11 protein-coding genes are annotated in these 12,981 nt (G+C 71.2%); 5 read left to right on the top strand and 6 right to left on the bottom strand.

What is annotated here, in order from left to right; all coding sequences use genetic code 11:
- Position 1 precedes the first annotated feature (1 nt).
- Both AYL44_RS00185 and AYL44_RS00180 read right to left on the bottom strand, forming a co-directional pair.
- Positions 2 to 604, bottom strand: coding sequence for a response regulator transcription factor (locus AYL44_RS00185; protein WP_064001261.1), 603 nt, complete (start codon positions 602 to 604; stop codon positions 2 to 4).
- Entirely contained in the window at positions 601 to 1,797 is a 1,197-nt protein-coding gene (locus AYL44_RS00180; RefSeq protein ID WP_064001260.1) for a sensor histidine kinase, read from the bottom strand. The genes AYL44_RS00185 and AYL44_RS00180 overlap by 4 nt, the downstream gene beginning before the upstream one ends.
- A 152-nt stretch (positions 1,798 to 1,949) precedes the next feature.
- Here AYL44_RS00180 and AYL44_RS00175 point away from each other — a divergent pair, with 152 nt between their 5' ends.
- On the top strand, positions 1,950 to 2,450 hold the full coding sequence (locus tag AYL44_RS00175) for a hypothetical protein (RefSeq protein ID WP_064001259.1): 501 nt from the start codon (positions 1,950 to 1,952) through the stop codon (positions 2,448 to 2,450).
- Between the two features lies 1 nt (position 2,451).
- Here AYL44_RS00175 and AYL44_RS00170 read toward each other — a convergent pair whose 3' ends face one another.
- Positions 2,452 to 3,966, bottom strand: coding sequence for an FAD-dependent oxidoreductase (locus AYL44_RS00170; RefSeq protein ID WP_064001258.1), 1,515 nt, complete (start codon positions 3,964 to 3,966; stop codon positions 2,452 to 2,454).
- A gap of 73 nt (positions 3,967 to 4,039) precedes the next feature.
- Between AYL44_RS00170 and AYL44_RS00165 the strand changes: the two genes are divergently transcribed.
- From AYL44_RS00165 to AYL44_RS00150, 4 genes are all read left to right on the top strand, one after another.
- Complete coding sequence (locus AYL44_RS00165; RefSeq protein ID WP_064001257.1) at positions 4,040 to 4,702, top strand: TetR/AcrR family transcriptional regulator; 663 nt, start codon at positions 4,040 to 4,042, stop codon at positions 4,700 to 4,702.
- Positions 4,703 to 4,770: 68 nt separating this feature from the next.
- Positions 4,771 to 5,997 carry an acyl-CoA dehydrogenase family protein gene (locus AYL44_RS00160; RefSeq protein ID WP_064001256.1) on the top strand — a complete coding sequence of 409 codons (1,227 nt, stop codon included), beginning with the start codon at positions 4,771 to 4,773 and terminating at the stop codon, positions 5,995 to 5,997.
- 54 nt (positions 5,998 to 6,051) lie between these two features.
- Positions 6,052 to 7,092 (top strand): ATP-dependent DNA ligase, encoded by a 1,041-nt coding sequence (locus AYL44_RS00155; RefSeq protein WP_064001255.1) that lies wholly within the window; start codon positions 6,052 to 6,054, stop codon positions 7,090 to 7,092.
- Between the two features lie 44 nt (positions 7,093 to 7,136).
- Positions 7,137 to 8,333, top strand: a complete 1,197-nt coding sequence (locus AYL44_RS00150) for an AI-2E family transporter (RefSeq protein ID WP_064001254.1) — start codon at positions 7,137 to 7,139, stop codon at positions 8,331 to 8,333.
- A 3-nt stretch (positions 8,334 to 8,336) separates the two neighbouring features.
- Here AYL44_RS00150 and ligD read toward each other — a convergent pair whose 3' ends face one another.
- From ligD to AYL44_RS00135, 3 genes are read right to left on the bottom strand one after another with little or no spacing between them, the layout of a single operon-like run.
- Positions 8,337 to 9,350 (bottom strand): non-homologous end-joining DNA ligase, encoded by a 1,014-nt coding sequence (gene ligD, locus AYL44_RS00145; RefSeq protein ID WP_064001253.1) that lies wholly within the window; start codon positions 9,348 to 9,350, stop codon positions 8,337 to 8,339.
- A gap of 45 nt (positions 9,351 to 9,395) precedes the next feature.
- A complete protein-coding gene (locus AYL44_RS00140) occupies positions 9,396 to 10,478 on the bottom strand; it encodes an SseB family protein (RefSeq protein WP_064001252.1) in 1,083 nt (360 codons plus the stop codon).
- A 39-nt stretch (positions 10,479 to 10,517) separates the two neighbouring features.
- Positions 10,518 to 12,962, bottom strand: coding sequence for an ATP-dependent helicase (locus tag AYL44_RS00135; RefSeq protein ID WP_064001251.1), 2,445 nt, complete (start codon positions 12,960 to 12,962; stop codon positions 10,518 to 10,520).
- Between the last annotated feature and the right edge of the window lie 19 nt (positions 12,963 to 12,981).

Below are 12,981 nucleotides of genomic sequence, written 5' to 3'. Positions count from 1 at the left end.
GTCAGATCCAGCCGCGTTCGCGCGCCGTGATCGCCGCCTGCTGGCGGGTCGCGAGGCCGAGCTTGCCGAGGATCGACGACACGTGGTTGCGGACGGTGCCGGCGGAGAGGTGGAGGGATGCCGCGATGTCGGCGATCGTCTCGCCGCGGGCGCCGGCGCGCAGCACGTCGAGCTCGCGGTCGGTCAGCGGCGAGCGCTCGTCGCTGAGCGCGTCGGCGGCGATCTCGGGGTCGACGTACCGGCGGCCGGCGGCGACCTCGCGGATGACGGCGGCGACGTCGCCCGCGGGCCGGGACTTCGGCACGAAGCCGTCGACCCCCGCGCCCAGCGCACGGCGCAGCACCCCCGGACGCGCGTGGCGGGTGACGACGACGCACCGAGCCGGGATGCGCTGACGGATGCGGGCGGCCGCCTCGACGCCGTCGATGCCGGGCATCTCCAGATCGAGCAGGCAGACGTCGGGGCGCAGCTCGAGCGCGCGGGCGACGGCGCTCTCGCCGTCGGCGCACTCCGCGACGACCTCGAGGTCGTCCTCGAGACTGAGCAGGGCGGCGAGCGCCGTGCGGATCATGTCCTCGTCGTCGGCGATGAGCACGCGGATCATGCGGGGCCTCCGTCGGCGGGGACGGTCACGATGAGCTCGAATCGGTCGTCCTCACGGCGGGTGACGGCGTCGCCCCCGACGACGCCGACCCGGTGGGCGATGCCCTCGAGCCCCGCGCCCGCGCCGATGGTCGAGCCGGGCCCGGGATCGTTCGCGGCGGTCAGCCGCCAGTACTGTCCCGCGCGCTCGAGACCGAGCCGCGCCCACCGGCCGCCGCCGTGCTTGAGCACGTTGGTCGTGCACTCGCGGACGACCGGCCCCAGCGGGTCGGCGGGAGCGGATGCCGCATCCGCGGCGACGTCGAGGGTGACCTCCAGACCGGCCGCACGCAGCAGGTCCGCCGCGTTGGCGAGTTCGTCGGGCAGCGGCACCCCGCGGAAGCGACCGGCGAGCGACCGGGTGCCCTCGCGCGCCTCGTCGACGGACGCGCGCGCGAGCGCGATCCGGTGCGCGGCGGCATCCGGGTCGCGTCCGATCATGCGCTCGGCGAGTTCGAGCTGCAGCGCGATCACCTGCAGGTGGTGCCCCTGCAGGTCGTGCAGTTCGCCCGCCAGACGCAGGCGTTCCTGCACCGCGGCCAGCCGCGCCTCGGTCCGCCGCGCGCGGTCGAGTTCGAGGACGACGTCCCACGACCAGAGCGAGAGCGCCTGCATCGCGGGCAGGCTGAGCGCGAAGAACGCGGGCAGGAAGGCGTCGCTGCCCCCCGACGCCCGACTGAGTTCGACGATCCACAGGACGGCGAGGGCGACCTCGAGCAGCACGACACCGCGCCAGCGGATGCCGGGGGCCCACCGGACGAGGCAGAGGACCGTGCCGACGAGCGCCGCCCCCAGCAGCGCCGAGGCCGACACGAGGCCGACGCCGACCGACGCGAGCACGCCGGCGACGACGGGCAGTGACAGGAAGCGCCGACCGCCGGACGGACGGTCGGTGTCATCGAGGTCGCCGTCGCGGCGGTAGCGGGCGAGCAGCACGATCGTCGTCACGACGACGACGGTCGACAAGCCGAGGAACCCCACGAGCGTGACGGGGTCGCGCCAGCCGCCGCGCGCGACGAGGACGATGACACCCCACACCAGCAGCGCACCGATGAGGAAGAACACCATCGAGGACGCGATGTACCACCCGGTCGCGGTGACCCCGCGGGCGAGCGAGACGGCGGCGCGCGTCGGGGTCGGGTCGGGGCTGGTCACACGGCCACAGTACGACCATGACGAATGTCACCCCTCGGGTCATCGGATCTCCCGGCGAGAGGTGACGCCGCGGCACTGCCGCCGCCACCGCATCGTCGGTGGGATGGGAACACGGCGATACGAGATCCGGTCGCCGCATCCGAGAGGACATCATGTCGAACCCCGTCTCCGACCTCGTCGCCGGTTTCCAGGACCTCGTCGCGCAGGTGCCCGACCTCGTGCAGCCGCTGATCGTGGCCCTGGCGGGCGCCGTCCCCTTCATCGAGGGCGAGGGTGCCGCCGCTATCGGCATCATCGGCGGCATCCACCCCGTCGTCGCCGCGCTCGCCGGCGCCGCGGGCAACTTCCTCTGCGTCGCCATCGTCGTGCTCGCCACCGCCCGCGTGCGCACCGCCGTCACCACCCGTGCCGGAGCGTCCGAGAAGCCCGTGTCGGCGCGCTCCGAGAAGTTCCAGAAGGCGTACCACCGCTACGGCACACCCGGGGTGAGCCTGCTCGGCCCGCTCATCCTGCCCACCCAGTTCACCGCGGCCGCCCTCAAGGGCACCGGTGTGCCGACGCGCACCGTGCTCTTCTGGCAGGGCCTCGCGATCGTGCTGTGGACCACCCTCGTCACCCTCATCATCACCGGGGTGATCGCCGCGGCCGGCTGAGTCAGTCCACGCGTCGGAGGCCTCGCGATGCGGGGCCTTCGATGCGTTCCCCGGATGCCGTGAACCGCGACGCGTGCAGCGGACAGTCCCACGTGCACTCGAGGTCGTTCCACTCGAGGACTCCGCCGAGGTGCGGGCACACGGCGCTCACCGCGCGGGTCTCACCCCCCGTCGTCGAGATTCCGACGGGACGGCCGCCGCGCTGCGCGACCACGCCCTCCCCCTCGGCCGGCTGCGGCACCGGGACGGACTCGGCCTCGGCTGCGGCCCATCCCTTCGCCGCCGCGAGCCCGACCTTCGCGTTCTCGACCGCGCCCTGTGCGATGTCGGCGGGCATCGTCAGACGCGTGCCGATCTGCGTCATCCACCGCGGCCGGTCACGCCAGCTCTCGCCACGCAGCTCGCTGACGATACGCAGCGCCGCCGCGGGCGCGTTCGTCAGCCCCCACTTGGCATAGCCGGTCGCGAAGCGGACGCGGCCGAGCGAGCGCGGCATCGCGCCGATGAACGGGATGCGGTTATGCGAGACGTAGTCCTGCGCCGACCACCGGTGGGTCTCCTGTCCGACCGGCAGCGTCTGCTGCGCCCACTGCGACAGCTCATCGAGCATCGCGCGCTCCGACGCGGCGCGTCCGACGGGGTGCCCGGCTCCGCCGACCACGATCTGCGCAACGTCGGAGGGTCCGTCGCCCGGGAGGATCGTGCGCACCGAACGGGTCGGCTCGTCGGCGGAGAGGTACATGCCGTCGGGCAGCGGAGCGGTGAGGGTGAAGGAGACGCAGGCCGACCGCATCCCGCTCACCTTCGCCCAGTAGAGCCCGCGGTCGAGGAGCGGGACGCCCGTGGCCACCACGACCTGCGAGGCGAAGAGCGGCCCCAGGTCGGTCTCCACCCGCGGCTCGGGGAAGACCTTCACCCCGCGCACGTGGACGCCGAGATGGAGGGTCCCGCCCGCGGCGACGAACGCGTCGGCGAGCGCCGCGAGCAGCTGCATCGGCTCGACGGCGCGCTGGTCGTCGAGCGCGACCGCGGCCACCATCGGCACGGCCGCCTCGCGGAGCTCGGCGTCGTCGACGAGGCGCACCGCGAGGCCCGCCTCGCGCGCGGCGTCGTACTCCTTCACGACCGACCGCCGTCCCTCGTCGCCCTGGGCGTAGGTGTAGGCGGTGCGTGAGGTGAGCGGCACGCCGAGACGGTCGGCGGTGTCCGTCATCCACGCGAAGCCGTCGCGGTTCGCTTCGACGTAGGCCCGGACGAGGGATGCCGGGTGCCCCGATCGCAGCGACGAGAGCGTCGTCCCCTGCAGCAGCGACACCTTGCCGGTGTTCGATCCCGACGCGAGTTCGCCGACGCCGCCGCGCTCGACGAGGGCGACGTCGACGCCGGACCGCGCGAGCTCGTACGCGGTCGCGAGTCCCGTGAGTCCCGCACCGACGACGACCACCTCGTGGCGACTGCCGGGGGTGAAGGGGATGCCGGGAGACTCGGAGGGGTGCTGCTTCCACAGGGAGGACATGGGCCGAGTCAACGGTGTCGCGTCGCCGACGGCACAGGCCTTGACAGACGGCCGCCGGACTAGGCTTCCCTCCATGGCCGACGACCTCCGTCCCACGGGCAGCACAGTGGTGGCCGCCGCGCTCGCGCTGTTCGCCGAGCACGGCTACGAGCAGACCTCGGTCGAGCAGATCGCGCAGTCGGCGGGCGTCTCGCGATCGACCTTCTTCCGGCAGTTCGGCGGCAAGGACGACGTCGTCTTCGCCGACCACGAGGTCCTGCTCGAGATGCTCCGCACGTATCTCGCCGAAGCCCACGAGAACCCGTGGGCGGCGGTGTGCGAGGCATCGGTGCAGGTGTACCGCCACTTCGCCGCCGACCCCGAGGTCGCCCGGCGCCGCTACGCCGTCGTCCGTCAGGTGCCCTCGCTCCGCGACCGCGAGATCGTGACCGTCTTCCGTTACGAGCGCCTGTTCGACGACTACCTGCGACGCTCGGTCCCCGGGCTGGACCCCGTCGACGCCGTGGCCTTCGCCGCGGCGGTGACCGCCGTGCACAACCATGTACTGCGTCGACTGCTGCGCGGATCGAAGCGGGTCCCCGCCGCCGTCCTCGAGTCCGCCTACGACGAGCTGCTCCGCCGCTTCGGTGTGCACCCCGACCCCGAGCCGCCCGCGGCGGACGACATCGTCGTCGCGACGTTCCCCCGACGGATGCCGCCCGCCGAGGTCGCACGTCGGCTCGGCTCGCTCCGGTGACACCCAGAGCCTGATACGCCGTTCCACTCTCTGTGGAACTGGATGCCAACCCGGCGTATCCTGGCGCGATGACCACTCCCCTGCCCGGCGGCGCCTCGGGCCGTTACGACGTGCTCGGCCCCCTCGACACCGACTACTACGCCGTCTTCGCCGACATCCCGGCCGCCGACCGCGATGTATGGCAGCGGACGCGGGCCTTCGTCGACGAGGTCGGCGACCGGATGCGCGACGCGTGGGACACCGCCGAGTATCCGCTCGACATCGCCCGGCGCTTCGGCGAGCTCGACCTGCTGAACGACGGGATCGACCACCCGCGGCTCACCCGGTTCTCGCCCCTCGCCGCGGGGCTCGTCAACATGGAGATCTCGCGCGGCGACGGATCCCTCGGCACCGTCCTCGCCGTCCAGGGCGGGCTCGCGCTGCGCACCCTCGCCCTCTTCGGCAGCGACGAGCAGCAGGAGCGGTGGCTGACTCCCATCGCCCGCTTCGAGGTGCCCGCCGCCTTCGCCCTGACCGAACCCGACCACGGCTCCGACTCGGTGTCGCTCGAGACCGTCGCCCGCCGCGACGGCGACGACTGGGTCATCCGCGGCGCGAAGAAGTGGATCGGCAACGGCGCCTCGGGCGGCATCACCTTCGTGTGGGCGCGGGTCGACGCCGAGGGCGACGAGCACCACGGCAACGTGCGCTGCTTCCTCGTCGAGCAGGACCGGCCGGGCTACACCGGCACCGTCATCGCGGGCAAGGCGTCGCTGCGCGGCATCCATCAGGCCCACATCGCGTTCGACCACGTGCGCGTGCCCGCGGACGCCGTCCTCCCCGGCACCAAGACGTTCAAGGATGCCTCGACCGTGCTGTACGCGACGCGGTCCGGCGTGGCGTGGTCGGCGCTCGGCCACGCGACCGCCTGCTACGAGACGGCGCTGCAGTACGCGCAGCAGCGTGTGCAGTTCGGCAAGCCCCTCGCCCGGTTCCAGATGGTGCAGGAGCGTCTCGCGCACATGCTCGAGGACCTCACCGCGATGCAGCTCTACTGCCGGCGCCTCGCCGACCTCGAAACCGCCGGCGGGCTGCGCCCCACGCAGGCATCGCTCGCGAAGTTCCACAACACGCGTGCCGCACGGCGGGTCGCCGCGACGGCCCGCGACCTGCTGGGCGGCAACGGCATCCTGCTCGAGAACGGGGTCATGCAGCACATGGCCGACATCGAGGCGATCCACACGTACGAGGGCACCGAGTCCGTGCAGGCGCTGCTGCTCGGTCGCGACATCACCGGCGTGAGCGCGTTCGCCTGACCCGTCGCCGCAACCCCGTTCCGGCGGCCCGGCGGGCGGGGCAGGATGGGCCGCATGTACGAGATCCCCGCGCCGATGCTCGCGAAGTCCGTCCCCGGCATCCCCGATCCGGGCAAGACGGCCGGCGGCCTGCTCTACGAACCGAAATGGGACGGCTTCCGCGCCCTCATCGGTTGGGACGGGTCCGAGGTCGAGATCGGGTCGCGCGGCTCGAAGCCGCTCACCCGCTACTTCCCCGAGCTCGTCGACGCAATCTCCCGTCTCGTGCCCGATCCGTGCCTGCTCGACGGCGAGATCGTCGTCGCCGACGGCGAGCCGGGCGCGCAGCGGCTGCAGTGGGAGCAGCTGTCGCAGCGCATCCACCCCGCCGCCTCGCGGGTCGCGATGCTGAGCGAGACCACCCCGGCCATGTTCGTCGCGTTCGATCTGCTCGCCCGCGGCGACCGTGACCTGCGCGACGAGCCGTTCGCCGAGCGGCGGGCGCAGCTCGAGGACCTGCTGGGCGAGGTGCCGCATCCGATCCACCTCACCCGCACGACGGACGACCCGACCGTCGCCGGGCGGTGGCTCGCGGAGTTCGAAGGCGCCGGACTCGACGGCGTCGTCGCAAAACCGCTCGCCCTCCCCTACGCGCCGGGCAAACGCACCATGTTCAAGATCAAGCACGCCCGCACGGCCGACGTCGTCGCGGTGGGCTACCGCATCCATAAGAGCGGCTCCGGCGTCGGATCGCTCCTCGTCGGCCTCTACGACGACGACGGGCACCTGCACCAGGTGGGCGGCGTCGCGGCCTGGAGCAACGCGCGCCGACTCGAGCTCATCGATGAACTCGCGCCGCTCGTCGTGCGCGACGAGGATGGCGACGCGGTCACCGGGCAGTCCGACCGGTCGCGCTTCGCGGCATCCAAGGACACCTCCTTCGTGCGGCTGCGCCCCGAACGGGTGCTCGAAGTGGCCTACGACCAGCTCGAGGGCGACCGCTTCCGACACACCGTGCAGTTCCAGCGCTGGCGACCCGATCGCGACGCCCGGTCGTGCACGTTCGACCAGCTCGAGACCGTGACCGCGTACGACCTGGCCGACGTCCTCAGCTGAGTCAAGGGCCCTCACCGGAGACAGCGGGTCGATAGGGTCGCTGCATGGGCCTGTTCTTCTCCTCCTCCCGCACGGTGCGACCCGACGAGAACAGGCCGCTGCTGGTGACGTCCGCCGGCAAGCCGGGCAGCATGTGGTCCGACGGTTTCGGCACGCTCGCGACCCGCTCGCTGCAGGTGATCATCGTCGGCGTGATCGCGACCGCGCTCATCCTGGGGATGCTGCAGCTCACCGTCGTCGTCATCCCGGTGCTCCTCGCCCTCATCGTCGCCTCGGCGGCGGCGCCTCTCATGGCCTGGCTGCGTCGCCGCGGCATCCCGTCGGTCTTCGCGACGATCCTCACGCTGCTCGCGTTCGTCGTCGTGCTCGGTGGGATCGGCTGGCTCGTCGTCAATGCCGTCCGCGATCAGTTCGACGACCTGTCGAAGAAGGCCCAGGACGGATTCCAGAGCGTGCTCGCCTGGGCCGAGTCGCTGCCGTTCGACATCGACCAGAAACAGATCGACGAGTGGGTCGGCAACGCCACCGACTTCCTGACGAGCGCCCAGTTCGGATCGGGCGCGCTCGCCGGCGTGAGCGCGGTCGCCAACTTCCTCACCGGGCTCGTCCTCATGATCGTGACACTGTTCTTCTTCTTGAAGGACGGGCCGAAGCTCTGGGAGTTCCTCATCCGCCCCTTCCGCGGCAGCGACTACGAGCGCGCGGTCCGTGTGGGGCACAAGGCGGTGCAGACGTTCGGCGCCTACCTGCGCGGCACCGCAGCCGTCGCCGCCGTCGACGCGATCGGCATCACGATCGGTCTGCTCTTCCTGCAGATCCCGCTCGCCCTCCCGCTCGGCGCGCTCGTGTTCGTGCTGGCGTTCATCCCCATCGTGGGAGCGACGGTCGCCGGCATCCTCGCCGCCCTCGTCGCCCTCGTCACGAACGGCCTCCCCGCCGCGATCTGGGTGGTCGTGATCGTCGTGGCGGTGAACCAGCTGGAGGGCAACTTCCTGCAGCCCTTCCTCATGGGACGCTCGATGAAGCTGCACGCCTTCGCGGTGCTCATCGCCCTGACGATCGGCACCGTGCTCGGCGGTATCGTCGGCGCGATCCTCGCCGTGCCGCTCACGGCGGCGGTGTGGGGCATCATCCAGGTGTGGGACGGGCCGAACACGCCCGCCCGGTGGGCACGACGCAAACAACCCCTCGAGGAGAAGGCCGACACGGTCACGGCGGGCACGCCGCGCACCGCCGACTGAGCGTCAGTCCTTCTTCGCGCGCGACGGCTGCACCCGCGGCGGCTCGCCCGGCATCTTGGGGAACTCCGGCGGGAACGGCAGCTCGCCCAGGCCCGCCTCGAGATCGCGTTGCCACCACTCGAGCAGCGTGTCGATGCGTCCGGGCGAGTCCTGCAACCCCTCCCAGGGGTCCCCGCTGTCCGCCAGTCTCTCGGGCACGGTCCGCACGGTGAACGCGGCCGGGTCGACACCGTCGGCGAGCTCGTCCCACGTGATCGGGGTCGCGACCGTCGCGCCCGGCAGCGCGCGCGGACTGTAGGCGCCGGCCATCGTGCGGTCGCGGTTCGCCTGGTTGAAGTCGACGAAGATGCGCTCACCGCGCTCCTCCTTCCACCAGTTCGTCGTGACCCGGTCCGGCATCCGCCGTTCCAGCTCGCGACCCGCGGCGATCACGGCGTGGCGGACGTCGAGGAACTCGTGCGTCGGCTCGATGGGACAGAAGACGTGGATGCCGCGATTGCCGCTCGTCTTCAGCCAGGGCTCGAGCCCGGCCTCGCGCAGCACCTCGCGCAGCACGGGTGCGACGGCGGCGGCATCCGCGAAGTCCGTCCCGGGTTGCGGGTCGAGGTCGATGCGCAGTTCGACCGGGTTGTCGGTGTCGGACGCGAGGGAGGCCCACGGGTGGAAGACGACGGTGTTCATCTGCACGGCCCAGACCGCCGCGGCGATTTCGCCGAGCACCACCTGCGGGTGCCGGCGTCCGCTGTTGTAGGTGCACATCACCTGGTCGACGTAGTCCGGGGTCCCCTTCGGCGGGTTCTTCGAGAAGAAGCTGTCGCCGTCGACCGTGTCGGGGAACCGTTCGAGCGACACCGGGCGATGCCCGTTCGCGCGCAGGAACGGGACCTCGACGGCGAGGAGGTACTCAGCGAGTTCGTGCTTCGTGATCCCCGCCTCGGGGAAGACGACCCGGTTGGGGCTCGAGAGCGAGAGCTCCCTGCCTCCGGGCAACTGCAGGGTGATCCGCTCCGACGCCATGCGCCCCACCCTAGGGGCCGACTCCGGGTCGGGACAGGGGCTTGCTCAGGCCTTGTCGTCGTCGGTGTCGGCAGCGGCGTCGACGGCTTCCGCCGCGTCGGCGATCGTGATGAGCGCATCCAGCTCGGCGCGCTCGATCCGGATCCACGGGCCGGCGGGATCGATGAGGAATCCGTCGAGCCCCGATTCGCTCTTGAGCGCGGCGCCCAACTGGGCGGCCGTGAGCGGCATGGGCTGGTCCTCGCGACGCAGGGTCAGCACCTCGAGCGGGTGCGAGAAGACCTGCAGGTAGCGGCCGCCCTCGGCCGAGCGAGCCTCGGCGACGCCCATCCCCTGACCGTCGGCTCGCGGGCCTGCCGCGATCCAGGCGCCGCGCGCGACGAGCGCGTCGACGACGGCGCGGGCGGTCTCGTCGGTACGCGGGCCGGCGAGGAGATTCTTGATCGTGAACTCGGGGTCGGCCTGGTCGAGGCTGCGCTGGATGAGGCCCGTCGGCAGGACGATGCGGCGGCCGGGGCCGGCGTGGTCGAAGACGATGCCGTCGTAACCGGCGTCGATGACGTTGCGGAGCACACGCTGAGAAGGCTGAGCCAGGATCGACGTGCTCTGGGCCTGGTCGCCGAGCCCCGCCTGCAGTGCGGCCGCCCCCGTGTAGGCGAGCAGGAACTTCTTGTCGTTCACGATCGAGATCGCGAGGCGCAGCGGCTCACCGGCAGCGGCCTGGGCGCGAGCGTCGCCGAGGATGCGCAGGTACAGGGTGCCCTGCAGCGCCTGGCGCATGACGGCGAGGATCGCGGCGTTGTCGACCTCTTCGGGGACTTCCTGCAGCACCGTGCTGAGCAGGGTGTTGTCGGGCATCCCGGGACGGCTCTCGCTCGGGGCGGGCGCGGTCTCGGGGGTCTTCGGCAGACGCTCCGGCTGGGGGGCCGGGCGCGGGACGGGCTTGCCGTAGGTCGAGACCGAGATCGGCACGTGGGGCACCGGCTCGGCATCCGTGACATCGGCCTGTTCGGCGGCGACGGCGGCGTTGACGTCCTGCTGCACCTCGTCGACGTCGGCCTGCGCGTCGACGGGGACCTCGCCCTTCGGGTCGGAGTCCTTCTTCGGGCGGCGGGAGAACAGTGCCATTGCTTCAGGGTACGCGGGATGCGGGTGGCCGGACGTTCCTCACAGCTTGGTGATGGGCGCGACCTTGATCAGCAGCTTCTTCGGACCCGCGGTGTCGAAGCGCACGTGCGCGACGCGCTTCGCGCCTTCGCCGGTGACCATGTCAACCTTGCCCTCGCCGAAATCGTCGTGACGGATGCGGTCGCCCGCCGCCAGCTCCATGTCGCCGTTGTCGCGAATCTTCGCCGGGATGCGATTGGCGAACTTCGCGAGCGCGTCGGACTTCTCACGGGGCGGCAGCGGCACGAGGTCGTCCCCGTAGCGGTTCGAGCCGCCGAATCGCGAGCCGGACCGACCGTTGAGCGCCCGTGACTGCGTCCCGCCGCGCGAGTTCACGTCACCCGGCGACTGCCGCCAGTCGATGAGCTCGTGCGGGATCTCCTGCAGGAAGCGGCTCGGCATCGCGGCCGACACCTCGCCGAACTGCGCGCGGGTCATCGCCAGCGACAGGTGGAGACGCTTGCGGGCGCGGGTGAGGGCGACGTAGAACAAACGCCGCTCCTCCTGCGGTCCGCCGGGCTCCCCCGCCGAGATGCGGTGCGGGATGAGGTCCTCCTCGACACCGGTGACGAACACGGCGTCGAACTCGAGGCCCTTCGCGGTGTGCATCGTCATGAGCGAGACCGAACCACTGGCGTCGTCGAGGTCATCGGCATCCGACACCAGCGTCACCTCGGTGAGGAAGTCGAGCAGCGTGCCGTCGGGGTTGTTGCGGGCGAACTCGCGCGTGACCGCGACGAGCTCGTCGAGGTTCTCGACGCGGGCCTCGTCCTGCGGGTCCTTCGACATGCGCAGGGCGTCGTAGTAGCCGGACTTGTTCAGCAGGACGTGGAGCCCCTCGGTCACCGACGTCGACGGCGCGATCTCGCCCGAGCTCGGCAGCATGATCTCGGATGCCTCGGCGAGGACCGCGTCGAGGTCGGCGATCGCCTTCTGCACCTTCGCGCCGACGCCGAGTGCGGAGGAGTTCGCGAGCGCGTCGCGGAACGTGATCCCCTCGGATGCCGCATAGCGGGCGATCGCGGTCTCGGTGACGTCGCCGATGCCGCGGCGGGGTTTGTTGAGGATGCGGCGCACCGCCATCTCGTCGGCGGGGTTCGCGACCGAGACGAGGTAGGCCAGCGCGTCCTTGATCTCGGCGCGCTCGTAGAACTTCGTGCCGCCCATGATCTTGTACGGGACGGCCGAGCGGATGAAGATCTCCTCGAGCGCACGGGACTGCGAGTTGGTGCGGTAAAACACCGCCATCTGCGCGTAATCGACGCCCTTGCGGTGCAGCGCTTCGATCTCGTCGGCCACGAACTGCGCCTCGTCGTGCTGCGAGTAGCCGGTGAAGCCGATGATCGGGTCGCCGTCGCCGACGTCGGTCCACAGCTTCTTGTCCTTGCGGTCGAAGTTGTGGCCGATGACGGCGTTGGCGGCCGACAGGATGTTCTGCGTCGAGCGATAGTTCTGCTCGAGGAGCACGACCTTCGCGCCCGGGAAGTCGCGCTCGAACTCGCTGATGTTGCGGATGTCCGCCCCACGGAAGGCGTAGATCGACTGGTCGGAGTCGCCGACGACGGTGAGCGACGCTCCCTCGACCTCAGGCGCCTCATCGGGCTCGAAGATCATCATGCCGCCGCTGGAGAAGGCGTCACCGGCCTTGCCGACGACGGGCCGGGTCAGCTCGTGGATGAGCGCGTACTGGGCGTGGTTGGTGTCCTGGTACTCGTCGACGAGGATGTGCCGGAACCTCTTGCGGTAGACGTCGGCGACGTGCGGGAACGCGCGGAACAGGTAGACGGTCTGCGCGATCAGGTCGTCGAAGTCGAACGCGTTCGCCTTCTGCAGCGACCGCTGGTAGTCGGCGAAGATGTCGACGAAGACGCGCTCGGCGGGGTCGCTCATGTTCGCCTGACGCGCGTAGGACTCGGCATCCGCCAACTCGTTCTTGAGCTTGGAGATGCGCCCCTGGACGGCCGCGGGGGTGAAGCCGAACGAGTCACCCTCGTGCTCTTTCACGAGGCGCTTGATGAGGGCGCGGGAGTCGCCCGAGTCGTAGATCGTGAAGCTCTTCGTGAAGCCGAACTGGTCGGCCTCGCGGCGCAGGATGCGCACGCAGGCGGAGTGGAACGTCGAGATCCACATGCCCTGGGCGCTCTCGCCGACGAGCTGCCGCACGCGCTCGCGCATCTCGCCCGCAGCCTTGTTCGTGAAGGTGATGGCGAGGATCTGGCTGGGGTACGCCTCGCGCGTGCGCAGCAGCGACGCGATGCGCCGAGTCAAAACGCTCGTCTTGCCCGAGCCGGCGCCGGCGATGATCAGCAGCGCCGGACCGCGGTGGATGACGGCCTCGCGCTGCGGCGGGTTGAGCCCTGCCAGCAGGTCCTCGTCGGGGCGGGAATCGCCGGCGGGGCGGGACGCTCCGGCGCCGACGATCACGGGCTTGATGGAGTCGCTCATGTCCCCACGAGTCTACGTT

It is taken from the genome of Microbacterium oleivorans (assembly GCF_001644225.1).
Classification (GTDB): Bacteria; Actinomycetota; Actinomycetes; order Actinomycetales; family Microbacteriaceae; genus Microbacterium; species Microbacterium gawkjiense.
This window is presented reverse-complemented; position numbering and strand designations above follow the sequence as displayed.

What these genes read in the sequence shown, in the direction of transcription:
- AYL44_RS00140 (WP_064001252.1), bottom strand. Translation starts at nt 10,478, where the DNA reads ATGGCACTGTTCTCCCGCCGCCCGAAGAAGGACTCCGACCCGAAGGGC.
- AYL44_RS00175 (WP_064001259.1), top strand. Translation starts at nt 1,950, where the DNA reads ATGTCGAACCCCGTCTCCGACCTCGTCGCCGGTTTCCAGGACCTCGTC.
- ligD (WP_064001253.1), bottom strand. Translation starts at nt 9,350, where the DNA reads ATGGCGTCGGAGCGGATCACCCTGCAGTTGCCCGGAGGCAGGGAGCTC.
- AYL44_RS00155 (WP_064001255.1), top strand. Translation starts at nt 6,052, where the DNA reads ATGTACGAGATCCCCGCGCCGATGCTCGCGAAGTCCGTCCCCGGCATC.
- AYL44_RS00185 (WP_064001261.1), bottom strand. Translation starts at nt 604, where the DNA reads ATGATCCGCGTGCTCATCGCCGACGACGAGGACATGATCCGCACGGCG.
- AYL44_RS00150 (WP_064001254.1), top strand. Translation starts at nt 7,137, where the DNA reads ATGGGCCTGTTCTTCTCCTCCTCCCGCACGGTGCGACCCGACGAGAAC.
- AYL44_RS00170 (WP_064001258.1), bottom strand. Translation starts at nt 3,966, where the DNA reads ATGTCCTCCCTGTGGAAGCAGCACCCCTCCGAGTCTCCCGGCATCCCC.
- AYL44_RS00160 (WP_064001256.1), top strand. Translation starts at nt 4,771, where the DNA reads ATGACCACTCCCCTGCCCGGCGGCGCCTCGGGCCGTTACGACGTGCTC.
- AYL44_RS00135 (WP_064001251.1), bottom strand. Translation starts at nt 12,962, where the DNA reads ATGAGCGACTCCATCAAGCCCGTGATCGTCGGCGCCGGAGCGTCCCGC.
- AYL44_RS00165 (WP_064001257.1), top strand. Translation starts at nt 4,040, where the DNA reads ATGGCCGACGACCTCCGTCCCACGGGCAGCACAGTGGTGGCCGCCGCG.